This is a genomic window from Burkholderia cepacia complex sp. TUM26381, assembly GCF_057439935.1.
On sequence record NZ_CM172007.1, the window covers coordinates 2,298,452 to 2,321,778 of the forward strand.

At 66.0% G+C, this 23,327-nt stretch carries 26 protein-coding genes; 4 read left to right on the forward strand and 22 right to left on the reverse strand.

What is annotated here, in order from left to right; all coding sequences use genetic code 11:
• Positions 1–46 precede the first annotated feature (46 nt).
• From asd to ACWMMN_RS26985, 8 genes are all read right to left on the reverse strand, one after another.
• On the reverse strand, positions 47–1,168 hold the full coding sequence (gene asd / locus ACWMMN_RS26950; protein ID WP_059237239.1) for an aspartate-semialdehyde dehydrogenase: 1,122 nt from the start codon (positions 1,166–1,168) through the stop codon (positions 47–49).
• Between the two features lie 85 nt (positions 1,169–1,253).
• Entirely contained in the window at positions 1,254–1,373 is a 120-nt protein-coding gene (locus tag ACWMMN_RS26955) for a hypothetical protein (RefSeq protein ID WP_006756675.1), read from the reverse strand.
• Positions 1,374–1,483: 110 nt separating this feature from the next.
• Positions 1,484–2,551 carry a 3-isopropylmalate dehydrogenase gene (gene leuB / locus ACWMMN_RS26960; RefSeq protein ID WP_059237240.1) on the reverse strand — a complete coding sequence of 356 codons (1,068 nt, stop codon included), beginning with the start codon at positions 2,549–2,551 and terminating at the stop codon, positions 1,484–1,486.
• Positions 2,552–2,630: 79 nt separating this feature from the next.
• Complete coding sequence (gene leuD, locus ACWMMN_RS26965) at positions 2,631–3,281, reverse strand: 3-isopropylmalate dehydratase small subunit (protein ID WP_059237241.1); 651 nt, start codon at positions 3,279–3,281, stop codon at positions 2,631–2,633.
• Between the two features lie 67 nt (positions 3,282–3,348).
• Complete coding sequence (locus ACWMMN_RS26970; RefSeq protein ID WP_059237242.1) at positions 3,349–3,495, reverse strand: entericidin A/B family lipoprotein; 147 nt, start codon at positions 3,493–3,495, stop codon at positions 3,349–3,351.
• Between the two features lie 3 nt (positions 3,496–3,498).
• Positions 3,499–4,908, reverse strand: coding sequence for a 3-isopropylmalate dehydratase large subunit (gene leuC, locus ACWMMN_RS26975; protein ID WP_059237243.1), 1,410 nt, complete (start codon positions 4,906–4,908; stop codon positions 3,499–3,501).
• 234 nt (positions 4,909–5,142) lie between these two features.
• Entirely contained in the window at positions 5,143–5,901 is a 759-nt protein-coding gene (locus ACWMMN_RS26980) for a hypothetical protein (RefSeq protein ID WP_059237244.1), read from the reverse strand.
• A 32-nt stretch (positions 5,902–5,933) separates the two neighbouring features.
• Positions 5,934–6,755 carry a hypothetical protein gene (locus ACWMMN_RS26985; RefSeq protein WP_486423367.1) on the reverse strand — a complete coding sequence of 274 codons (822 nt, stop codon included), beginning with the start codon at positions 6,753–6,755 and terminating at the stop codon, positions 5,934–5,936.
• 366 nt (positions 6,756–7,121) lie between these two features.
• On the opposite strand from ACWMMN_RS26985, the gene ACWMMN_RS26990 reads away from it, so the two are divergent.
• Together ACWMMN_RS26990 and ACWMMN_RS26995 are read left to right on the forward strand one after the other, a co-directional pair.
• Positions 7,122–7,442, forward strand: coding sequence for a cupin domain-containing protein (locus ACWMMN_RS26990; protein WP_174992729.1), 321 nt, complete (start codon positions 7,122–7,124; stop codon positions 7,440–7,442).
• 121 nt (positions 7,443–7,563) lie between these two features.
• Positions 7,564–8,289 (forward strand): glutathione S-transferase, encoded by a 726-nt coding sequence (locus ACWMMN_RS26995; protein ID WP_486423368.1) that lies wholly within the window; start codon positions 7,564–7,566, stop codon positions 8,287–8,289.
• 21 nt (positions 8,290–8,310) lie between these two features.
• On the opposite strand, the gene ACWMMN_RS27000 is transcribed toward ACWMMN_RS26995, so the two are convergent.
• Positions 8,311–8,709: a DUF4440 domain-containing protein gene (locus tag ACWMMN_RS27000; protein ID WP_486423369.1), complete on the reverse strand. Its 399-nt coding sequence runs from the start codon at positions 8,707–8,709 to the stop codon at positions 8,311–8,313.
• Between the two features lie 15 nt (positions 8,710–8,724).
• On the reverse strand, positions 8,725–10,110 hold the full coding sequence (locus tag ACWMMN_RS27005; protein ID WP_486423370.1) for an MFS transporter: 1,386 nt from the start codon (positions 10,108–10,110) through the stop codon (positions 8,725–8,727).
• Between the two features lie 201 nt (positions 10,111–10,311).
• Between ACWMMN_RS27005 and ACWMMN_RS27010 the strand changes: the two genes are divergently transcribed.
• Positions 10,312–11,226 carry a LysR family transcriptional regulator gene (locus ACWMMN_RS27010; RefSeq protein WP_256086590.1) on the forward strand — a complete coding sequence of 305 codons (915 nt, stop codon included), beginning with the start codon at positions 10,312–10,314 and terminating at the stop codon, positions 11,224–11,226.
• Between the two features lie 94 nt (positions 11,227–11,320).
• Here the strand turns inward: ACWMMN_RS27010 and ACWMMN_RS27015 are convergent, their stop codons facing one another.
• From ACWMMN_RS27015 to ACWMMN_RS27035, 5 genes are all read right to left on the reverse strand, one after another.
• A complete protein-coding gene (locus ACWMMN_RS27015; protein ID WP_486423371.1) occupies positions 11,321–12,853 on the reverse strand; it encodes an amino acid permease in 1,533 nt (510 codons plus the stop codon).
• 102 nt (positions 12,854–12,955) lie between these two features.
• A complete protein-coding gene (locus ACWMMN_RS27020) occupies positions 12,956–13,420 on the reverse strand; it encodes an Lrp/AsnC family transcriptional regulator (RefSeq protein WP_049028515.1) in 465 nt (154 codons plus the stop codon).
• Between the two features lie 98 nt (positions 13,421–13,518).
• Positions 13,519–14,277, reverse strand: coding sequence for a dimethylarginine dimethylaminohydrolase family protein (locus ACWMMN_RS27025; protein WP_059240762.1), 759 nt, complete (start codon positions 14,275–14,277; stop codon positions 13,519–13,521).
• A 209-nt stretch (positions 14,278–14,486) separates the two neighbouring features.
• Positions 14,487–15,737 (reverse strand): DUF1479 domain-containing protein, encoded by a 1,251-nt coding sequence (locus tag ACWMMN_RS27030; RefSeq protein ID WP_486423372.1) that lies wholly within the window; start codon positions 15,735–15,737, stop codon positions 14,487–14,489.
• A 110-nt stretch (positions 15,738–15,847) separates the two neighbouring features.
• Entirely contained in the window at positions 15,848–16,237 is a 390-nt protein-coding gene (locus tag ACWMMN_RS27035) for a VOC family protein (protein ID WP_059237253.1), read from the reverse strand.
• A 73-nt stretch (positions 16,238–16,310) separates the two neighbouring features.
• Here ACWMMN_RS27035 and ACWMMN_RS27040 point away from each other — a divergent pair, with 73 nt between their 5' ends.
• Positions 16,311–17,276, forward strand: coding sequence for a helix-turn-helix domain-containing protein (locus tag ACWMMN_RS27040; RefSeq protein WP_059237254.1), 966 nt, complete (start codon positions 16,311–16,313; stop codon positions 17,274–17,276).
• 91 nt (positions 17,277–17,367) lie between these two features.
• Here the strand turns inward: ACWMMN_RS27040 and gltA are convergent, their stop codons facing one another.
• The 7 genes from gltA to ACWMMN_RS27075 form a co-directional block, all read right to left on the reverse strand.
• Complete coding sequence (gene gltA, locus ACWMMN_RS27045) at positions 17,368–18,669, reverse strand: citrate synthase (RefSeq protein ID WP_048250513.1); 1,302 nt, start codon at positions 18,667–18,669, stop codon at positions 17,368–17,370.
• 66 nt (positions 18,670–18,735) lie between these two features.
• Positions 18,736–19,008 carry an FAD assembly factor SdhE gene (locus ACWMMN_RS27050; protein WP_011355742.1) on the reverse strand — a complete coding sequence of 91 codons (273 nt, stop codon included), beginning with the start codon at positions 19,006–19,008 and terminating at the stop codon, positions 18,736–18,738.
• A gap of 11 nt (positions 19,009–19,019) precedes the next feature.
• The gene (locus ACWMMN_RS27055; RefSeq protein WP_059237255.1) at positions 19,020–19,721 is read right to left on the reverse strand and encodes a succinate dehydrogenase iron-sulfur subunit; all 702 of its coding nucleotides are present in this window, start codon (positions 19,719–19,721) and stop codon (positions 19,020–19,022) included.
• Between the two features lie 21 nt (positions 19,722–19,742).
• Positions 19,743–21,518 (reverse strand): succinate dehydrogenase flavoprotein subunit, encoded by a 1,776-nt coding sequence (sdhA, locus tag ACWMMN_RS27060; protein WP_059237256.1) that lies wholly within the window; start codon positions 21,516–21,518, stop codon positions 19,743–19,745.
• Positions 21,519–21,521: 3 nt separating this feature from the next.
• A complete protein-coding gene (gene sdhD / locus ACWMMN_RS27065) occupies positions 21,522–21,890 on the reverse strand; it encodes a succinate dehydrogenase, hydrophobic membrane anchor protein (protein ID WP_011355745.1) in 369 nt (122 codons plus the stop codon).
• A gap of 4 nt (positions 21,891–21,894) precedes the next feature.
• Positions 21,895–22,311, reverse strand: a complete 417-nt coding sequence (gene sdhC, locus ACWMMN_RS27070) for a succinate dehydrogenase, cytochrome b556 subunit (protein ID WP_486423373.1) — start codon at positions 22,309–22,311, stop codon at positions 21,895–21,897.
• Positions 22,312–22,480: 169 nt separating this feature from the next.
• On the reverse strand, positions 22,481–23,305 hold the full coding sequence (locus tag ACWMMN_RS27075) for a GntR family transcriptional regulator (RefSeq protein WP_081051930.1): 825 nt from the start codon (positions 23,303–23,305) through the stop codon (positions 22,481–22,483).
• Positions 23,306–23,327 lie beyond the last annotated feature (22 nt).

A 23,327-nucleotide genomic window follows, 5' to 3' on the forward strand; every position in this document is an offset into this window, starting at 1 on the left:
GCGTCGTCATGTGCCGCCCGGCCCGCAGGCCGGGCCGGCAGCGTACTTACTTGTCGAGCAGGATGCGCAGCATGCGGCGCAGCGGCTCGGCCGCGCCCCACAGCAGCTGGTCGCCGACCGTGAACGCCGACAGGTACTCGCCGCCCATCGCGAGCTTGCGCAGGCGGCCGACCGGCACCGTCAGCGTGCCCGTGATCTTCGCCGGCGACAGGTCGCGCATCGACGCTTCACGCTCGTTCGGCACGACCTTCACCCAGTCGTTCGCCGACGCGAGGATGCCGTTGATCTCGTCGAGCGGCACGTCCTTCTTCAGCTTGATCGTCAGCGCCTGCGAGTGGCAACGCATTGCGCCGATCCGCACGCACAGCCCGTCGACCGGGATCGAACCCGGCTCGCCCATCGCCGGCTTGCCGAGGATCTTGTTGGTTTCCGCGCCGCCCTTCCACTCTTCCTTCGACATCCCGTTGCCGAGATCCTTGTCGATCCACGGAATCAGCGAGCCGGCCAGCGGCACGCCGAAGTGGCTCGTCGGCATCGCATCGCTGTTCATCGCGGCCAGCACGCGGCGGTCGATGTCGAGGATCGCGGAAGCCGGGTCGGCCAGCTGTTCCTGCACCGCGCCGTTCAGCGCGCCCATCTGCGACAGCAGCTCGCGCATGTTCTGCGCGCCGGCGCCCGATGCGGCCTGGTAGGTCATCGCCGTCATCCAGTCGACCAGGTTCTCGCGGAACAGGCCGCCGAGCGCCATCAGCATCAGGCTGACCGTGCAGTTGCCGCCGACGAAGTTCTTCGTGCCCTTGACGAGCGCGTCCTTGATCACGTCGAGGTTGACCGGATCGAGGATGATGACCGCGTCATCCTTCATCCGCAGCGACGATGCCGCGTCGATCCAGTAGCCGTTCCAGCCGGCCGCGCGCAGCTTCGGGAACACGTCGTTCGTGTAGTCGCCGCCCTGGCACGTGATGATCACGTCGCACTTCTTCAGCTCGTCGACGTTGGTCGCGTCCTTGAGCGTAGTCTCGTTTTTCGCGAACGACGGCGCTTTGCCGCCCGTGTTGCTGGTGCTGAAAAACACCGGTTCGATCAGGTCGAAATCGCCCTCTTCCTGCATGCGCTGCATCAGGACGCTGCCGACCATGCCGCGCCAACCTACGAGACCTACGTTCATGACTAACCCTTTGCTTTGAATGGAGCTTCCCCGCCATTTCCGTCCCCGCGTGACCGCGCGGGGAAACAGGCGGGCACGACGGCGATCAGCGTTTAATGATCGTTTTCGTGGTAATGGTTTTCGTGATGACGATGGCGCGCGCACCCGCACGGGCAGTGTTGCCGTGGAGTTTCAGGACCGGGGAGATCAGGGAAATCAGCGCCATCGTTCGAGTCTACACAAAGCCGGTGGCCCGCACAACGGCCAACCGTGGGCGAACCGGCCGATTTTCGCGGCCCGTTCGCGCCCTTTCTACACTATCGGTGCCGCATCGCGTTACAGCGCCGCGACCACCGCATCACCCATCGCCGTCGTGCCGACCTGCCGGCAGCCCGGCGTGGCGATGTCGCCCGTACGGTAACCCTGCTCGAGCACCGTTTTCACCGCGCGCTCGATACGATCGGCCTGCTCCGCACGATTCAGCGAGTAGCGCAGCATCATCGCAGCCGACAGGATCGTTGCGAGCGGGTTGGCAATGCCCTTGCCCGCGATGTCCGGCGCCGAACCGTGCGACGGCTCGTACAGACCCTTGTTGTTCTTGTCGAGCGACGCCGACGGCAGCATGCCGATCGAACCCGTCAGCATCGACGCTTCGTCCGACAGGATGTCGCCGAACATGTTGCCCGTGACGATCACGTCGAACTGCTTCGGCGCCTTCGCGAGCTGCATCGCCGCGTTGTCGACGTACATGTGCGACAGCTCGACGTCCGCGTATTCCTTCGACACGTCGATCATGATGTCGCGCCAGAACTGCGACGTTTCGAGCACGTTCGCCTTGTCGACCGACAGCAGCTTCTTCGCGCGCTTGCGGGCGGCCTGGAACGCGACGTGCGCGATGCGGCGCACTTCCGGTTCCGAGTAGCGCATCGTGTCGAAGCCTTCGCGCTCGCCCGCGAACGGGCCGTCCGGTGCAGCGCGCACGCCGCGCGGCTGGCCGAAGTAGATGTCGCCGTTCAGTTCGCGCACGATCAGGATGTCGAGGCCCGCGACGAGCTCGGCTTTGAGCGGCGACGCATCGACGAGCTGCGGATAGCAGATCGCCGGGCGGAAGTTCGCGAACAGCTCGAGATGCTTGCGCAGCCCGAGGATCGCCTGCTCGGGGCGCAGCGCGCGCTCGAGCGAGTCGTACTTCCAGTCGCCGACCGCGCCGAACAGGATCGCGTCGGCTTCCTTTGCGAGCGCCAGCGTCGCGTCGGGCAGCGGATGGCCGCTCGCCTCGTAGCCCGCGCCGCCGACCGGCGCCTGTTCGAGTTCGAACTTCTCGTCGAGTGCGTTCAGCACCTTCACGGCTTCATTGACGATTTCCGGACCGATGCCGTCGCCGGGCAGCACTGCAATCTTCATGCGAAATTCCTGACTGGGTAGGTGGTTATGGAGGCAGGCCGGCGAACGCGCCGCCGGCGCGCCCGCCCGAAAGGCACGATCAGCCGACCAGCTTGGTGTTGAGCCACGGCTGCTTGACGAGCCGCTCGGCTTCGAACTGGCGGATCTTGTCCGCGTGGCGCAGCGTGAGGCCGATGTCGTCGAAGCCGTTCAGCAGGCAGTACTTGCGGAACGCGGCGATCTCGAACGGATACTCGCGGCCGTCACCTGAACGCACGACCTGTGCGTCGAGGTCGATCGTCAGTTGAAAGCCGTTGAACGCAACCGTCTCGTTGAACAGGTGATCGACCTGCTGCTCGGTCAGCACGATCGGCAGCAGACCGTTCTTGTAGCAGTTGTTGAAGAAGATGTCCGCGAAGCTCGGCGCGATGATCGCGCGGAAGCCGTACTGCTGCAGCGCCCATGGCGCGTGCTCGCGCGAGCTGCCGCAACCGAAGTTCTTGCGTGCGATCAGCACCGACGCGCCCTGGTAACGCGGCTGGTTCAGCACGAAGTCGGGATTCAGCGGGCGCTTCGAGTTGTCCTGGCCCGGCTCGCCGTGATCGAGGTAACGCCATTCGTCGAACGCATTCGGACCGAAGCCCGTGCGCTTGATCGACTTCAGGAACTGCTTCGGGATGATCGCGTCGGTGTCCACGTTCTCGCGATCGAGCGGCGCCACGACGCCGGTATGTACAGTGAATTTTTCCATGATCCGTCTATCCGGTTGAAGGGCCGGCACGCGGCCGGCACACATCGACAAATTCTCGGTGGCAGTGTCAGTCCGCGGCGCGCTGAAGCGCGTTGCCCGCGGCGTTGACGTCCTCGCCGAAGCCTCGGACGGTATTGCAGCCCGCGAGGCCGAAGCCCAGCCCCGCCAGCGCCAGCGCGGCAACCAGCCGCGCGATGACCTTCGATACCGTCACGCGTTACCCCAGCTGGCGAATGTCGACGAAGTGGCCTTCGATCGCCGCGGCTGCCGCCATCGCGGGGCTCACGAGGTGCGTGCGGCCGCCCGCGCCCTGCCGGCCCTCGAAGTTGCGGTTCGACGTCGACGCGCAACGCTCGCCCGGATCGAGCCGGTCGGCGTTCATCGCGAGGCACATCGAGCAGCCCGGTTCGCGCCATTCGAAGCCGGCGTCCGTGAACACCTTGTCGAGCCCTTCGCGCTCGGCCTGCGCCTTCACGAGGCCCGAACCCGGCACGACCATCGCGAGCCGCACGTTCGATGCGATGCGACGGTTCAGCTTCTTCACGACGTACGCGGCCGCGCGGATATCTTCGATCCGTGCGTTCGTGCACGAGCCGATGAAGATCTTGTCGACCTTGATCGATTCGATCGGCGTGTTCGGCTCGAGCGCCATGTACGCCAGCGCGCGCTCCATCGCGTCGCGCTTGACCGGATCCTTCTCGCGCTCGGGATCGGGCACGCGACCGTCGATCGACGTGACCATTTCCGGCGACGTGCCCCACGTGACCTGCGGGACGATCTCGGCTGCATTCAGCTCGACCACGCGGTCGAACTGCGCGCCGTCGTCCGACTTGAACTGGCGCCAGTATTCGACGGCCTGGTCCCATTCCGCGCCGGTCGGCACGAACGGACGGCCCAACAGGTAATCGATCGTCGTGTCGTCGACGGCGACCATGCCCGCGCGCGCGCCGGCTTCGATCGCCATGTTGCAGACGGTCATGCGGCCTTCCATCGTCAGCGCGCGGATCGTCGAGCCGCCGAATTCGATTGCGTAGCCCGTGCCGCCTGCCGTGCCGATCTTGCCGATGATCGCGAGCACGATGTCCTTCGCGGTACAGCCGCGCGGCAGTGCGCCCTCGACCTTCACGAGCATGTTCTTGCTCTTCTTCTGCAGCAAGGTTTGGGTGGCGAGCACGTGTTCGACTTCCGACGTGCCGATGCCGTGCGCGAGCGCGCCGAACGCGCCGTGCGTCGACGTGTGCGAATCGCCGCACACGATCGTCATGCCCGGCAGCGTCGCGCCCTGCTCCGGCCCGATGATGTGGACGATGCCCTGGCGCACGTCGTTCATCTTGAACTGCGTGATGCCGAACGCATCGCAGTTCGCGTCGAGCGTATCGACCTGCAGCTTCGAGACGGGATCGGCGATGCCGTGGCTGCGGTCCGTCGTCGGCACGTTGTGGTCCGACACGGCCAGGTTCGCGCTGATGCGCCATACCGGACGCTGCGCGATCTTCAGCCCTTCAAACGCCTGCGGGCTCGTGACTTCGTGCAGCAGCTGACGGTCGATATAGAGCAGGGTCGTGCCGTCTTCCTCGGTGTGGACCACGTGGGTGTTCCACAGTTTGTCGTAGAGAGTCTGTGCCATGGGTATGCGGGGTCGTTGTGACTACAAGCCTTGCGGATGGAGTCGATTATGCCACGCAGTGCGCGTCGCGGCGCAGGCCGGACGCGAAAAAACCCATTAAAAACAGTGGTTTGGCTGGTAGTGCCAATACCTGTATCGGCATTACCCGGCAAAACGGGGCACGCACGATCCGGCGGGCGGCGATCGCGCAAACGCGTCGCCCGGATCCCGCGCCGTGCCCCGCGGCCGGCGGCGTCAGCCGTTCGGGTACTCGCGGTTGATCAGGTCGAGCCGCAGCATCGCGAGCTGCATGCCGGCGTTGCTCAGCAGGTAGAGATCGCGCCGCCGCATGGCCGGCATCTGCGCGGCCGTATCGTAGAGCGACGGCAGCGCGAAGGCAGCCGGCACCGCCGCCTGCATCCCCGCCGCATTCGACACGCGCACGGCGAGCGACGCCTGATCCAGATGCGTGACGACGCCGACCTTGCCGGGCGCCGAGGCCGAGCCGGCCTGTTTGACGATCGCGGCGGCGACGCCGTCGGGCGTCGGTATCGGGCTGCCGGCGGCCACGGCAGGTGTCGCGATCGACGTCACGCCGGCCGTCAGGCCATATTTCGATGCGAGCACGCTCGCGATCTCCTGCTGCGCGAAGACCGGCGCCGTGACCTTCTGCCGAAGCTGGAACACGGCGTCGGCAATCGCCTCGTTGACGGGACCCGGCACCGGTGCGGCGGCCGATGCGCCGGCACGACTGCCAAAGCTGAACGCGACAATCGTATTGATGGCGGCCACGGCGACGGTCGGCGGCGTCCACGAGAAAAACGTGTCGAGCAGATAGCCGGTTTCGTCGGTGGCGGTCGCGCGATCGTTCAGTTCGTTCGTCAGCTTGCCTAGCATCTGGCGCTGCAGTTCCGCATCGGAAACGGGGGCATCGCTCGCGAAAGCGGGCGCCGCGGCGGCGCACGATGCGGCGAGCAAGGAAGTGGAAGCCAGGAAATGGCGGCGGTTCGTCATGGTCACGGAATTCGAATGGGAAACGGAAGGCATCAGCCCTTCGGGTACGCCTGCATCGTCGCGGTCATCGCGCGCGTCAGCATCTGCGCATACATGTCGTGCACGAGGTAGAGGCTGCGGTTGCGCGTCCACGGCTGACCCGACTGCGGGTCGTACGTCGTCGGCAGCGGCACCTCGGCAACCGCAGCCGCCTTCATGCCCGCCTGCTGCGACGTCTGGATGCAGCGCTTCGCGTGATCGCGATGGCCGACCACCGCGACGGTGCCCATCGCCGTCGCGCCACCCGCGCGTGACACGGCCACGGCCGCGACGCCCGCCGTGCTCAGGTACACGATCGAGCCGTCGCTCGCGATCACCGGTTCGACCGACGACAGCACGTCGGCGCCCATCCCGTATTTCGACACGAGGAAACGCGCGATTTCCCACTGCGCATAGACCTTGACGGGCTTCAGCTGACGGATGCGGTACACGGCATCCGCGAGCGCTTCGTTCACGGGCCCCGGATCGGGCAGCGCCGACTGGTTGCCGCCAGTGCTCGACGTGTTGCCGCTCGCCGCGTTCGGACGGTTGCCGAAGCTGTATGCGACGATCGCGCCGATCTGCGCGGCCGGCACCGTCGACAGGTCCCACGTGAAGCCGACGTCGGTCAGCGCCGGTACGATCGCGTTGACCGTCGCCGCATCGCCGAGCTGGGCGTTCAGTTTCGCGGACATTTGCGCGGCGAGCGCGCTGTCGGCGATCGGCGCCGGCGTGACGTCGTCGCCCCCGCATGCGCTCAGTAGTGACGACGCCGCGACGGCTGGCGCGGCGGCGAGGAATTTTCTTCGGGACGAAGCCGGGGAATGCTGACTCATGAGCACGATACGCAATGATGCGAATGACGACCGTGCCTGAGGACAGGCAGGGTCAACGCCATTCGCAGGGGTCAAGGGGAAAGGCAATCGGGCAACCGCGCGCGAACCGGAATCGCGGTGCGCCACCGATCGACGAAGCGCGATCCTAGGCGGCGTTGGTTAAATTGCGGTGAAAGCGCCGGCTGAATCCGCTTGATCGCCGCGCCGTTTCGCCGGCGGACGATTTTGTTTCACATACGGTGAGCGAACCGCCTGCCTGTTTCGCCGGTGGAGCGCTCGCGACAGGCACGGGGTTTCGATGTCGCGACACCCGCGCTACGATGGCGCAACACACGTCCCCACGATCCGGACCCGGAGCCCACCACGATGAAGCTCGGCCTGAACGAATCGCTCGCGCGCCTCGACGACGAAGGCTCGCTGTTCACGACACTGTTTCGCCACGGCACGCTCGACGTCGAGCTGTACCGGCCGCGCGTCGAGGACCTGCAGACGCCGCACTCGCGCGACGAGGTCTACGTGATCGCGACCGGCACGTCGCGCTTCGTCGTCGACGGCCGCGAATGCGACGTCGCGGCCGGTGACACGCTATTCGTCCCCGCCTGCGCGGCGCATCGCTTCGTCGGCTTCTCCGACGATTTCTCGACCTGGGTGTTCTTCTACGGCCCGGAAGGCGGCGAGCGCGCGTGACGCACGATGCGCGCGGCGCTTTTCCCGCGATCGCCTAGACTGTCTATTCGCAACGGGCGGCGCACGGCCGCCCGGTCGTCACGATGCCGGCAGCATCCGGTTCAACGAACAGGAAGACAGCATGCGATATGCACTCTATTACTGGCCCGAGATCCAGGGTCGCGGCGAGTACGTGCGGCTCGCGCTGGAGGCAGCCGAGGCCGACTACGTCGACGTCGCGCGCGAGTCGGGGCGCGGGATGGGCGTACCGGCAATGATGCGCATGATGAACGGCACGCAGGCCGAATGCGTGCCGTTCGCGCCGCCATTCCTGAAGGCCGGCGACGTGGTCGTCGGGCAAACGGCGAACATCCTGCTGTTTCTCGGCGCACGGCTCGGGCTCGCGCCCGACGACGACGCCGGCCGCCTGTGGGTACACCAGCTCCAGTTGACCGCCGCCGACTTCGTCACCGAGATCCACGACACGCATCACCCGATCGCCAGCGGCCTGTACTACGAGGACCAGAAGGCGGAAGCGGCCGAGCGCGCGGCCGATTTCCTCGAGAACCGGCTACCGAAATTCCTCGGTTACTTCGATCGCGTGCTCGGACAGAATCCGCACAGGAGCGGCTATATCGCGGGCAGTGCGCTGAGCTATGCGGACCTGTCGATATTCCAGATCGTCGAGGGCCTGCGCTATGCGTTTCCGAAAGCGATGAAGCGCGCGGAGCGGAACATCCCGGCGCTCGTTGCGCTGCATGATCGCGTCGCGCAGCATCCGCCCGTCGCGCGCTATCTCGAATCGGAACGCCGCATCCCGTTCAACGACATGGGGATCTTCCGGCACTATCCGGAGCTGGACGCATAGCGGCGCGGCGAGCGCTCGGGCTTACGCGGCGACCGCTGTCTCGTGCAGATGACGCCACGCGATCAAGCCATCGGCCTCGCGCCGGAGCATGGCCGTCGAGCGCCGCACCGTGCGCCGCCCTTCTCCGTCGGTTTGCGTCTCGCGATAGCCGATCGCCGCGCCGTCGGACCACACGGCAAGCGCGCGCAGTTCGTCGATGCCGATCACCAGCCCGGGACGCGCGCCGTGCCCATGTGAAAACAGCGCATCGACGCCTGCGTAATCGAGCACCGTGCCCGACATCGTTATCATCGAAAATCCCGGTGAAAAGCGCGCCATCAGCGTCGCGAGCCGCTCGCGGCCCGCACGGCCGGACAGCCAGCATTCGATGTCGGCGACGGTATCGACGACTTCCTTGAAAAACGGATTCGGCAGATTCATACGGCTCTCAGGTTCTCAATAGTGGGATGAAACGGGTTGCGCGACCGGCGCGCGGTGCCCGGGCAGCCGGGCGATCAGGCCGAGCGGCAGCAACGTCAGCAGCGCCGCCAGCCCGAAGCACCACCGGTACGGCGCGAGCGGCGGGCCGCCCGCATCGAACGCCAGCAACGCGTTGAGCGCGCTGCCAAGCACGGCCACGCCGATGCAAAAGCTCAATTGGCGATTGATGTTCCACAGCGCACTCGCGTCGCCCATCCGCTCCGCCGGCACCCCGGTGAACGCCGCGCTTTGCGACGTGCTCGTGCACAGGCTCGCGCCGTACCCCATCGCGACGAACGCCACGATACGCACGGCCTCGACGCTCGCCCACGGCGTCGCGAGCAGCGCGATGCCGCCACAATCGATCGCGATCCCGCACACGAACAGCGGCTTCGCGCCATGGCGAGGAAAACAGCGGCGTGTCGTCGCGATCGCGAAGAACGCCGCGATTGCCCACGGCAGCATCAGCGCGCCGGCATGCGCGGCGCTCAACCCGAGCGCGTTCTGCAGGTAGAGCGACGCGACGAGATTGACGCCCGTGAAGATGCCCGGCACACACAGATAGACCGCGACACCGGTGCGCAGCAACGGCTGCGCGAGCAGGCTCAGGTCGAGCACCGGCGACGCGGCACGACGCGCATGCCACACGTAACCGGTACCGGCGGTCACCGCGATCGCCAGCATCGCAAGCGGAAAGGCCGCGCCGCCGGGCTGCCCCGCCGCGGTCAGCCCGAGCAGCAACGCGACGAGCGCCGCGGCGCTCAGGCCAAGCCCCGGCAAGTCCAGACGCGGCGGCCGCTCGTGTACACCGGCGCGCGGCAGCCAGGCACACGCAAGCGCGCAGGTCGCGGCTGCAACCGGCACCATCGCGAAGAAAATCGCGCGCCACGACCCGCGATCGACGATCGCACCGCCGATCGCGGGCGACAGTGCCGGCACGAGCAGCGCGACCATCATCACGATCGACGTGAGCCGAGCGTGCGCGTGCGGCGGATACGCTCGATAGGCCATCGTCTGTCCGACCGGAATCAGCAGCCCGCCGCCGAGCCCCTGGACCAGCCGCGATGCCAGCAGCGCTTCAATTGACGGTGCCGCGCCGACGGCGGCGCTGCCGAGCGCGAACAACAGCAACGACGCGACGAATACGCGACGCTCGCCGCAGCGGCGCGCCAGCCACGTGCCGAACGGAATCACGACGGTCAGGCCGAGCACGTACATGTTGCCGACCCACGCGAGCTGCGCGACCGACGCGTGCAGTTCGCGCTGCAGTGCCGGATAGGCGGCGTTCAGCATGAACATGTTCGCGAGATCGATCGCGAATCCGAGCAGGTAGACGACGGCAATTCTGGAACGGTCTGGCATGGTGCGGCCGGGACATCACGAAACGCCGCAGTGTAGAAGCCGGCAACCGCATCCGTAAGCGGCCGGATTCGACCAGTCCGGTCGAAAAATTTTGACAATCGGCGCGCGCCCGGGCAGCCCGATGCATGACGCTCCGCACGCGACCGCACATTCGGGTACCCTTCGAGCGATCCCACGCACAGACAGGACCCACGACTCGACATGGTGAGCCTCGATCGTTTCGTCGTGTTCCGTGCCGTCGTCGAAGCCGGCTCGTTCACGGCCGCCGCGACTGCACTGAACCAGGCCCGCGCGGCCGTCAGCTTCAACATCAAGCAGCTCGAGGCGGAGCTCGGCGTCACGCTGCTCACGCGGACGACCCGGCGCGTCGAGCTGACCGATGCCGGCGAGCGCTTCTACCAGCGCTGCCTGCGCGTGCTCGACGAAGCCGAAGGCGCGATCGACGACGCGCGCGGCGAACATGGCGGGATGGAAGGCATCCTGCGCGTGACGTCGACGGTCGAATATGCGGCACGCGTACTCGCACCGGCGCTGCATGCGTTTACCGCGCGTCATCCCGCGTTGCGCGTGCGGCTCGACACGCATACGTCGCAGGCCGATCTCGTGCGCGACCGCTTCGACGTCGCGATCCGGCTCGGACGCCACGAGCATTTTCGCGACCTGCCCTATCGCGGCATCTGTCTCGCCACCTACGACGTGCTTCCCGTGATGGCGCCCGGGCTGCCTGCGCGGGCCGGCGTGCCGCAACCGGCATCGCCTGACGATCTGGCGCGCCTGCCGCAGCTCGGGCACAGCCGGCTCGAGCGGATCGCCGAATGGGCACTCACCGACCGCGCAGGCCGCGAGCATGCATTCCGGCCTCGCACGAAGCCCCACATCGTCGTCGACAACGCATCGGTCTTGCGTGAACTCGCGCGGCAAGGCAGTGGCGTCGCGCTGCTGCCCGAATGGCTCGTACACGACGATCTCGAAAGCGGTGCACTGGTCGACGCGCTGCCCGCGTACCGGTTTCCGCAACAGAGCGTCTATGCGCTGTACGTCGCGACACGGCACGTGCCGCAGAAAGTGCGCGCGTGGGTCGATTTCATGAAGGCGCAGTTGAAGCCCGCGCGCTGAGCGCGCCATTCGCGCGTCGCCGCCCGGGGGCCTGAAGCAAAGCCGGCCGCGCAATGCCGCCGGCTCCCGTTACAGCGCTGTCGCCCGCGGGCAGTCAGTGCGACTGCCCGTGCTGCCCGGCCGCTGCGTCGACGGCCTCGACCGAGCGCGTCAGCCACGGCCCGATGTCCATCTCCTCATAGCGCACGAGCCGGCTCTTGCGCACGCGGCGATACGCCCACCAGATCGCGACGAACAGCGGAATCCACACGTAGATCGACAGCACCTCCATCCAGTCGATGCGGGCCGCGAAGAACGCCTGGTAATCCTGGCCGAGCGAAATCACGATGCAGATCGCGATCGCGAACAGCGGCCCGAACGGGAACCACTTCGCGCGGTACGGCAGCTGGTCGAGCCGGTAGCCCTGCTTCAGGAAGCCCTTGCGGAACCGGTAATGGCAGACCGCGATCCCGAGCCACGCGATGAATCCCGTGATGCCGACCGTATTCAGCAGCCACAGATAGATACTCTGGTTGTTGGTCAGCGACGTGAGGAAGCACAGCCCGCCGACCGCCATCGTCGCGTACAGCGCGTTGCGCGGCACGCCGCCCGGCGACAGCGTCGCGAACATCGCCGGCGCGCGCCCTTCCGCTGCGAGGTTGTACAGCATCCGCGTCGCCGCATAGGTGCCGGAATTGCCGGCCGACAGCACGGCCGTCAGGATCACCAGGTTCATCGCACCGGCGGCAAGCGGGAAGCCCGCGTGGCTGAACACCAGCGTGAACGGGCTCACGCCGATGTCGGTCACGTCGCTCTTCAGCAGGTTCGGGTCGGTGTACGGCACGAGCAGGCCGATCACGAAGATCGCGAGCACGTAGAACAGCATGATCCGCCAGAAGATCTGCTTCACCGCGCGCGGGATCGTCTTGCGCGGGTTTTCCGATTCGCCGGCCGTGATCCCGACCAGCTCGGTGCCGAGGAACGAGAAGCCCGCGATCAGCGCGACGCTCATCATCGCGTGCACGCCGCCGACGAACGGCGCGTCGCCCGTCGTGAAGTTGCGCCAGCCGACCGGATGCCCGGTGCCGAGCACGCCGGCCGCGATCAGCAGCCCGGCCGCGATGAACGCGATCACGGTGACGACCTTGATCAGCGAGAACCAGTATTCCGATTCACCAAAGCCGCGCACCGACAGCGTATTGAGCAGGAAGATCAGCACGAGAAAGCCCGCGCCCCACCACACGCCCGGCACCGACGGAAACCAGTAGCGCATCACGATCTGTGCGGCGACCAGTTCGATCGCGATCGTCACGGCCCAGCTGTACCAGTAGGTCCAGCCAAGCGCGACGCCGAAGCCTTCGTCGACGTACTTCTCGCCGTAGATCGCGAACGAGCCCGACACCGGCATCAGCGCCGCCATCTCGCCGAGCCCGGTGACGACGAAGTAGACCATGATCCCGATCGCGAGATACGCGGCGATCGCACCGCCCGGCCCCGCCTGCGCGACCGACGCTCCCGACGCGACGAACAGCCCCGTGCCGATCGAGCCGCCGATCGCGATCATCGCGATGTGGCGGCCCTGCAGACGGCGCTTGAGCGCCGTCCCGGACGGCGCGGCCGTCTCCGCTGCCGCTTGCATAGCATCCATAGTGTTCACCCTGATTGGATCCGGGTCAGCCGATTCGATTCGGAATGCAAATCGATTGCCCGGGTCATACGCCTCGAAACCGGCCCTGTCCGGCCGGTTGTCTCACACGACGCTGCGCTTGATTGCCTGCAGTTCGGCCGTCGTCACGATCTTCTCGATCCGGAATCGCGGGCTTTCCAGCCACACGTTCGCGATGCGCCGGTACTCGTCGAGATCCTCGCACGCGAGCCGCACCAGAAAATCGAACGTGCCGCTGACGAGCCAGCAATCGAGCACGGCCGGATTCGCGCGCATTTCGTCCTCGAACGGCGCCTGCGAACGCCCGTGGTCGGCCAGCACGATCTGCGCGATCACGACGATCGGCTTGGTCGCGCGCGGCGCCTTGATCACCGCGCGGTAGCCTTCGATCACGCCGAGCGCCTCGAGCCGCTCCACGCGCGCCTGGCAGGGCCGCGGCGTGAGGTTCACGCGCTCCGACAGCTTCCGGTAGGAAATCCGCCCGTCGGTACGCAGGATGTCGAGGATCCGGAGATCGATCTTGTCGAGCTGCATCTTCTTGTCGGTCATCCGCGTTCGCTCCGGTCGGATCGTGGCTGGTGCGCGGAACGTCTCCATTTCCGCGCGGGGGCCACATTATCCGGCCGAAGCGGCCGCGCGCCAATCGGCTAGAACCGCAGCGACAGGCAGGTCAGGCCGCCGTCCATCTTGCGGAACTCGCTCGTATCGATCACGTGCAGCGGCAACCCGAGCGGCGCGATCGCGTCATGGACGCGCGGATAACCGGCCGGCGTGATCAGCGTGCCGTTCACGCGCAGCGTGTTGCCCGCGTATTCGTCGGCAGCGGAGATCGCGATCCGGCGATAGTCGGCGAATGCCGGATGCGCGGCCAGCGCCTCGGTCACGAGCAGCGTGTCGTCGCCGAGCGCGTTGACGACCGACTTCAGGTGCAGGCCGGCGCCGACCGGCACCGCGACGACCGAGTAGCCATAGCGTGACACCAGCGCGTCGAACGCGGCGATGCCTTCGGCATCGGTGCGGCCCGTCAGGCCGATGAAGAAGCGCTTGCCGACCAGCATCACGTCGCCGCCGTCGAGACGGCCGTCCTGCATCGGCAGCAGGTCGCGGTGCGCGGCGAGCGCCGCTTCGATATGCACCGTCTCGCCGCGCCGTGCAGGTGCGCCGGGGCGCGTGATCACCGCGAATTCAGGCGTCACGACCGCAACGTCCTCGACGAAATGCGAATCGGGGAATCCGTCCAGCGGCGGCAGCTCGGTCAGCTCGACGCCGAGTGCGCGCAGCGCGTCGCAATACGCGTGGAACTGCGTGAGCGTCTTGTCGTAGTCGGGCGCGCCGAGTTCGGCGGTGGTCAGGCCCGCGCCGCAGGACGGTGCGGGACGGCGAACGATCGCTTGCGTGAATTGCATCGACTCCTCCATGGTCTGCGCCGCACCCGTGCGGCGCACGGGCCAGCGGCGTTGTGTCCGGACCATTATCGGAAGCCAAATTGCGCAATTCGTGTCGATTTCGGCTGCGCTGACAGCCGATTGCGTCGAATTGCGCACGGCACGCAGCGGATTCGGCAGACGGCCGTTCGTCGCATCGCGAACGGCCGTCTGCGCAGTGGGCGGGGCCGTTACGCGCCCGGCCCGAACCCCATCTGCGAGCGCCCGGGCGCCGTCAGGTCGCCCTCCTCGCCACGCCCGTCGAATTCGACCTCGAAATGATCGGCCGGGAAATCGGGCGGGCTCTCGCCGCGCAGGAACGCGGATCGCTGGCGCTGCAGGTACGCCGCGTTCTTCGCACAGCCCGGTGCGGCCGCGATGTACATCACGTTGCTGTCGCCGCTGCCGCGGTGCGCATCCTCGACCGCATGCACGACGTCGCCGTGCCAGAACACCGCGTCGCCCGGTTCCATGTGCGGGATCGGCACCAGCGCGTCGAGCAGCAGCGCGTGCCATTCGGGCCGGATCGACAGCGCGCGGCCGGGACGCGCGCCGCACAGGTCGTCGTCGGCGACATCGTCCTGCAGCGCGCGCAGCACGACGTACGCCATCGCGTTCGCGACCGGGATCAACTGCAGCGTGCCGTCGCCGGGCCCCTGCGGCGTCAGCGCGGTCCAGCCCTGGAACGTGCGGAACATCGAACACACGGCCGGCGACGGAATCTCCTCGACGTCAGCGCGGAACGCCGCATCGAACGGATCGTAGTCGCGCCAGCGGCCGGCCAGCACGTGACGGTAGACCTGCCGGAAGTTCGCACCGAGCCAGCGCTCGACGGAGCCGCCGTCGACGTGCGGCGACAGCCCGAGCGACGTCGAACCGGGCGGCCGGCGGCGGATCCGGTCCGCATAGGCAGGCACCTGGTCGGGATCGAAATGCGTGTACGTGGCGTCCGCATGCCGCCACAAACGGTTCAGGAACACACGCGCCTGCGTCAGTGCCGGCGACTGGCGCGCGGCCACCTGCGGCTTCGACCAGTAAACGCCGTAGATCTGCGGCTTGCCCGATGCGAGATTGCCGAAATAGCGGTCTTCCGCACGCGCATTCAACCGGTCGGCAAAGCGGTTCGCGTCCAGATACGCGCCAATCTCGTCGTTCCAGTCGTCCGCCTGCCGTACATCGAACACGCCGCGAATCACGACCGCGCCATGCGTACGGATCGCGGCAATCGCGCGCGGATCGACCGTCCCGCCCGCGATATCCGCGAACGGCACGACCGGAATCACGTCTTGGCCGTGCGCCTGCGCGCGGCGGATCGCGTCGACCTGCCGCGCGATGTCGCCCGCCAGTTCGCGGAACGTGGCCGCATACCCGGGCAGGTCGGCGCGCAGCGCCCGTTTCGCCGTCCGGATCGCGGCGGGCAGATCGTCGATCGTCAGTTGCATCGTGGTCTCCTCGCTGAAGCGTGTCGTGATGTGCTGTCAGCGTAAGGCCGGCACATGGCCGCCATTGCCACTATCCGGTCAACTATCGATACAATTCTGACAACCGCGCGTTACGCCGGACGATGACAGACCACGCAAAGCTTGTTGCCGTCCGGATCGCGGAAATAGGCGCCGTAGTAGTCGCGGTGATAGTCCGGCCGCAGGCCCGGCGGCCCTTCGCAGGAGCCGCCATGCCGCAGCGCGAGCGCGTGGCAGCGGTCGACGTGCGCACGGGTCGGCGCAGCGAACGCGATCGTATGGCCATTGCCCGGTTCGGGCGCGCGGCCGTCGAGCGGTTTGCCGAAGAAGAACAGCGGCCGGTCGGCATCGGCCGGCATCCAGCCCGACCACCCGTCCGGCTCGCGGAATTTCAGGCGCAGCCCGAGTGCCGCGAACAGCGGTGCGTAGAAATCGTAGGCGCGCGTCGTATCGCTGACGCCCACGCAGACATGTGAAAACATGGCATCGCTCCGTGGTAACGATCGCGCTCACGATCATGCCACGACACGCTGCCCACCCCCATCGGAGGCCGCGATGAAACCGCAGTACGAGCACGTGACGTTCGCGCCTGGCTGTTCGATCCGCGTCTATCACCGCCAGCTCGCGCGCATCCCGTTCGAATGGCACCGCCACCCCGAGTACGAACTGACGTTGACGCTCAACAGCCGCGGCCAGCGCTTCATCGGCGATCACGTCGCGCGCTACGCGGACGACGATCTCGTGCTCGTGCCGCCCAACCTGCCGCATACGTGGTCGTCGAACGCGCGGATCGATCGCGAGGCGCCCGAAGTCGCGCTCGTCGTCTGGTTCGACGGCGACTGGGTGCGGCGGCTGGCCGATTGCTGCCCCGAATACGCGCCGCTGCGCTCGCTGCTGCGACGCGCGGCGCCGGGCCTGCGTTTCGACGTGGCAGCCGCCCGCGCGATGCGTGCGCGGCTGCCGCAATTGCTCGATCCATTACCGCGCGCACGGCTCGCGGCTGCGCTCGATACACTCGCCGATCTCGCGGAAGCCGGCGGCGAGCCGCTCGCCACCGCGCAGGCGTATGACCGGCCTGACGGCACGAGACCTTCCGTCGATACGGCCGCGCCCGAAGCCGAACGCCTCGACCGCGTGCTCGACGCGATCGACCGGCGCTTTCACGAACCGCTGCGCATCGACGCGCTCGCCGCTGCCGCGCACATGTCCGAACGCACGCTGCAGCGCCTGTTCGTCCGGCACCTCGGTGAAAGCGTCGGCCGCTACGTGCAGCGGTTGCGGCTCGCGCACGCGTGCCGCCACCTGGTTGGCACCGACTGGCCGATCGCGACAGTGGCCGCGCGCTGCGGCATTCCGAATGCCGCGAACTTCAACCGCCAGTTCCTCGCCGCACGCGGGATGACGCCGGGTGCGTACCGGCAGTTCTTCGAGCAGCACGGTCATGCCCCCGACGACGACGCGCCGTCACTCGACACACGTCCGCCATCGCTGGAGCGCCGCGCCGATCCGGCGCGCAAATGAAAACACCCCGACGGGATGACCCGTCGGGGTGTCGTGGCGTTGCGTTTCGCCCGACGCGAGCGGCCTGCCGGCCGTTCGCGCCGCACACGACTTAACGTGCGCTGATCGGCTTCGCTTCGCGCGGCGAATCGCCGATGAACAGCTGGCGCGGACGGCCGATCTTCTGTTCCGGATCGGCAATCATTTCGTTCCACTGTGCGATCCAGCCGACCGTACGTGCCATCGCGAAGATACACGTGAACATCGACGTCGGGATGCCCAGCGCGCGCTGGACGATGCCCGAGTAGAAGTCGACGTTCGGGTACAGCTTGCGCGACACGAAGTATTCGTCTTCCAGCGCGATCTTCTCGAGCTGCATCGCGAGCTTGAACAGCGGGTCGTCGTGCAGGCCCAGTTCGTTCAGCACTTCGTAGCACGTTTCGCGCATCAGCTTCGCACGCGGATCGTAGTTCTTGTACACGCGGTGGCCGAAGCCCATCAGCTTCACGCCCGAATTCTTGTCCTTCACCTGCTTGATGAATTCGGGGATGTTGTCCGGCGAACCGATCTGCTCGAGCATGTTCAGCGCGGCTTCGTTCGCACCACCGTGCGCCGGGCCCCACAGACACGCGATACCGGCAGCGATACACGCGAACGGGTTCGCGCCCGACGAGCCGGCCAGACGGACGGTCGACGTCGATGCGTTCTGCTCGTGGTCGGCGTGCAGGATCAGGATGCGGTCGAGTGCGCGGACGAGCACGTCGTTGACCTTGTACTCTTCGCACGGGTTCGAGAACATCATGTGCATGAAGTTCGCGCTGTACGACAGCGAGTTCTTCGGATACACGAACGGCTGGCCGATGCTGTACTTGTACGCCATCGCGACGAGCGTCGGCAGCTTCGCGATCATGCGGATCGCCGACACTTCACGGTGACGCGGATCGTTGATGTCGAGCGAGTCGTGGTAGAACGCGGACAGCGCGCCGACTGCGGCGACCAGGATCGCCATCGGGTGCGCGTCGCGGCGGAAGCCACGGAAGAAGAAGTGCATCTGCTCGTGCACCATCGTGTGCTTCGTGACGGTGTCGACGAATTCCTTCTTCTGCGCTGCGTTCGGCAGTTCACCCTTCAGCAGCAGGTAGCAGCTTTCGAGGAAGTCCGCGTTTTGCGCGAGGTTGTCGATCGGGTAACCGCGGTACAGCAGCTCGCCCTTGTCGCCGTCGATGTACGTGATCGCCGAATTACAAGCCGCCGTCGACATGAAGCCCGGGTCATACGTGAACTTGCCGGTCTGGCCGTACAGCTTGCGGATGTCGATTACGTCCGGGCCCATCGTGCCCTTGTAGATCGGCAGTTCGACGCTCGGCGAGTTGTCGCTGAACGATAGCGTGGCTTTAACATCAGACGGAGTCATGGCACATCCTCAATCGAAATAAAGAAACGGGATTCGATAACGGGCACAGCGTGTCACACCTTGGCGTTACACGTTGCGCAGCATCTCCAACAGCCGGTGAATGTCCGGGCTGTCTAGGTCGCCTTCTGGTTCCTTGCGCGCGAGGAGCAAGTCCATCAGGTCGTTGTCGCTCAGATCGAGCAGGCGCGACAACGCGCCTACGTCTGCATCGGTGAGGTCATGCTCGTATCTGCTGAAGAAACGCTCGAAGATGATGTCGTTTTCCAGCAGACCCCGCCGCGCGCGCCAGCGGAGGCGCGCGCGACGGTGCGGGTCGGATTGATGCGAATCGTCGCTCATTGCACCCGGCCTTAAACCGCGCGGCGGACCATCAGTTCCTTGATCTTGCCGATCGCCTTCGTCGGGTTCAGGCCCTTCGGGCAAACGTCGACGCAGTTCATGATCGTGTGGCAACGGAACAGACGGTACGGGTCTTCCAGGTTGTCGAGACGCTCGCCGGTGGCGGTGTCGCGGCTGTCCGCGATGAAGCGGTAAGCCTGCAGCAGGCCGGCCGGGCCGACGAACTTGTCCGGGTTCCACCAGAAGCTCGGGCACGACGTCGAGCAGCTCGCACACAGAATGCACTCGTACACGCCGTCGAGCTCGTCGCGCTCTTCCGGCGACTGGAGGCGTTCCTTCTCCGGCGGCGGCGCGTCGTTGATCAGGTACGGCTTGATCGAGTGGTACTGGTTGAAGAAGTGCGTCATGTCGACGATCAGGTCGCGCACGACGGGCAGGCCCGGCAGCGGACGCAGCACGATCTTCTGCGGCAGGTCGTTCAGGTTCGTCAGACACGCGAGACCGTTCTTGCCGTTGATGTTCATCGCGTCCGAACCGCACACGCCTTCACGGCACGAACGGCGGAACGACAGCGTCTCGTCCAGTGCCTTCAGCTTCACCAGTGCGTCGAGCAGCATGCGCTCATGCTGGATGTCGAGCTCGTACGTCTGCATGCGCGGCGCTGCGTCCTTGTCCGGATCGTAGCGGTAGACTTCAAAAATGCGTTTTGCCATTTCGGATTCCTTTGACTCGGCTTAGAACGTGCGCGGCTTCGGCGGCACGGATTCGACCGTCAGCGGCTTCATTTGAACCGGCTTGTAGTCGAGGCGATCGCCTTCGCTGTACCACAGCGTGTGGCGCAGCCAGTTTTCGTCGTCGCGATGTTCGTAGTCGCTGTGTGCGTGCGCGCCGCGGCTTTCCTTGCGCGCTTCCGCCGACACCATCGTGGCGCGGGCCACTTCGATCAGGTTCTCCAGCTCGAGCGCTTCGACGCGCGCGGTGTTGAACACCTTCGACTTGTCCTTCAGGTGGATGTTTTCCACGCGCGCAGCCAGGCCGGCCATCTGATCGACGCCTTCCTTCAGCAGCGCCGACGTGCGGAACACGCCTGCGTGTTTCTGCATCGTCGCGCGGATGTCGTTCGCGACATCCTGCGTGTACTCACCCGACGTCGACTTGTCGAGCTTCGCGAGGCGCGCCAGCGAGAATTCGCCTGCATCGGCCGGCAGCGGCTTGTGTTCCTTCTGGTTCTTCACGTGCTCGACGATGTGGTTGCCGGCCGCGCGGCCGAACACCACGAGGTCCAGCAGCGAGTTCGTGCCGAGGCGGTTCGCGCCGTGCACGGACACGCACGAGCACTCGCCCACTGCGTAGAAGCCGTTGACCGGTTCCTTGTGATCGCGCGACGTGCCGACGACCTGACCGTGGATGTTGGTCGGGATGCCGCCCATCTGGTAGTGGATCGTCGGGACGACCGGGATCGGTTCCTTGATCGCGTCGACGTTCGCGAACTTCAGCGCGATTTCGCGGATCGACGGCAGACGCTTCATGATCGTCTCGGCGCCGATGTGCGACAGGTCGAGCAGCACGTGATCCTTGTTCGGACCGACGCCGCGACCTTCCTTGATTTCCTGGTCCATCGAACGCGACACGAAGTCACGCGGCGCCAGATCCTTCAGCGTCGGCGCGTAGCGCTCCATGAAACGCTCGCCGTTCGCGTTGCGCAGGATACCGCCTTCGCCGCGCACGCCTTCGGTGATCAGCACGCCCGCGCCGGCCACGCCGGTCGGGTGGAACTGCCAGAACTCCATGTCCTGCAGCGCGATGCCCGAACGCGCAGCCATGCCGAGGCCGTCGCCGGTGTTGATGAACGCGTTGGTCGACGCCGCGAAGATCCGGCCTGCGCCGCCCGTCGCGAACAGCGTCGTCTTGCCTTCCATGATGTAGACGTCACCCGTCTCCATCTCGAGGGCCGTCACGCCGAGCACGTCGCCATCCGCGTCGCGGATCAGGTCGAGCGCCATCCATTCGACGAAGAACTGCGTCTTCGCTTCGACGTTCTGCTGGTACAGCGTGTGCAGCAGCGCGTGACCGGTACGGTCGGCGGCCGCGCAAGCGCGCTGGACCGGCTTCTCGCCGTAGTTCGCGGTGTGGCCGCCGAACGGGCGCTGGTAGATCGTGCCGTCCGCGTTACGGTCGAACGGCATGCCGAAGTGCTCGAGTTCGTACACGACGTTCGGCGCTTCACGGCACATGAATTCGATCGCGTCCTGGTCGCCGAGCCAGTCGGAGCCCTTGATCGTGTCGTAGAAGTGGAAGTGCCAGTTGTCTTCGCTCATGTTGCCGAGCGATGCACCGATACCGCCCTGCGCGGCCACCGTGTGCGAACGCGTCGGGAACACCTTCGACAGCACGCCGACCGACAGGCCCGCGCGCGACAGTTGCAGCGCTGCGCGCAAGCCGGAGCCGCCCGCGCCGACGATCACCACGTCGAACTTGCGGCGCGGGAGATTAGATTTGATTGCAGCCATTCTTTACACTCTCCAGAGAATCTGCGCGGCGTAGCCCGCACATGCGAGCAGCCAGACGATGGTCAGCGATTGCAGCAGCAGGCGCACACCGACGGGCTTCACGTAGTCCATCCAGATGTCTCGCACGCCGACCCATGCGTGGTAGAAGAGGGAAAGCAGCATCACGAAGGTGGCAAGCTTCATCCATTGCGCGGCGAAGATCGATGCCCAGCCTTCGTACGAGAAATCGTGCGCGCCGAAGAACAGGACGAGCAGAATGACCGTGTAGACCGCCATGATCGTGGCGGTGATGCGTTGCGCAAGCCAGTCGCGCAGGCCGTAGTGAGCGCCGACGACGAGGCGCTTCGAGCCGATTCGGTTATTGGCTGCCATTTTCTTAGAATGCTCCGAACAGTTTGAGTGCCATGGCGATCGTCAGGGCGATCGAGACGACAAAGACGACGACTGCCGTCCGCTTGCCGCCTTCCTTCGTGACGGCGTCGTGGTTGACGTCCATCAGCAGGTGGCGAATGCCGGCGCAGAAATGGTGCAAGAAGGCCCACGACAGTGCGAGGACGATCAGCTTGACGATGATGTTGGAGAGGAAAGCCTTGAAGACTTCGAAGCTGAGCTCGGACGTCAGGCTCTGGTCGAAGAGGAACAGCAGGAACGGCAGGAACAAGAACAGCAGCGCGCCGCTGACTCGATGGAGAATCGACAATATCGCTGCCAGCGGCATGCGATATTTCATCGTGATATCGCCGAATCCGATGTTCCGGTATTCCGGCCTCGGCTTTCTTACTGCATCAGTCATGCTAGACCCCTACTATGTTGTCACACTAATCCGCGATTTTAGCGCCTTTTTATATCGCGCTGCAGCGAAAGTCTGCTCTGGATAGTTGCGCGAACAAGAACAAAGGCGGCCCGAAACGTGCTTCGCGAGCGTGGGAATCGCGAAGCACTCGGCTTGAGCCGAAACAACGTCAACTCAAGTCATTCTGATAGTAGTACCCGGTTGTGACATACCAGCCGCGACGCACTTCCACCGGCCGGTCTCCGTATGTATAGGACACGCGCTCGACCGACAGCAACGGAAAACCCGCAGGCACATGCAGCAGGTCGGCCACCGACGGCTCGGCCGCGACCGCGCGGATCTTCTCCGTCGCGCGGATCATCCGCGTGCCGAACTCCGTCTCGAACATGGCGTAGAGCGGCCCCTTGTACTCGCTCAGCCGCTCGAACGTGAGCCCGCGGAACATCGCGCCCGGCAGCCAGATCTCGTCCAGCACCGTCACCTCGTTCTCGAACTCCAGCAGGCGGCGCACCTGGACGACCGGATCGGCCGGCTTCAGGTCGAGCTGCCGCGCGATCTCGGCCGGCGCACGCAGGCGGCGGCATTCGAGCAGGCGGCTCACGTGCGGATGCTCGGCACCGTCGTCGGCCAGCAGGCGCAGGAAGCGGAACTGCGCGCGATCCTCGTTGTGCGTTGCAACAAAAGTGCCCTTGCCCTGCCGCCGGACCACGAGGTTTTCGGCGGCCAGTTCGTCGATCGCCTTGCGAACGGTGCCCTGGCTGACCTTGTAGCGGGCCGCGAGCTCCACTTCGCTGGGGATGATCTCGCCCGGCTTCCATTCACCGGTTTCGAGACTTTGCGTGATCAATGACTTAATCTGCTGGTATAACGGGCTGAACGTCGGCGACGGCGGCGCCGCAGGCGAAGGTGCGGGATCGCCCGCGCCCGGCTGCCCTGGGCTGCCTGCGCCGGTCTGATTCGCGGTATTCGCCTGGTTCGATGTCATGGCGCGCATTTCATCACAAACCGCACTTTTT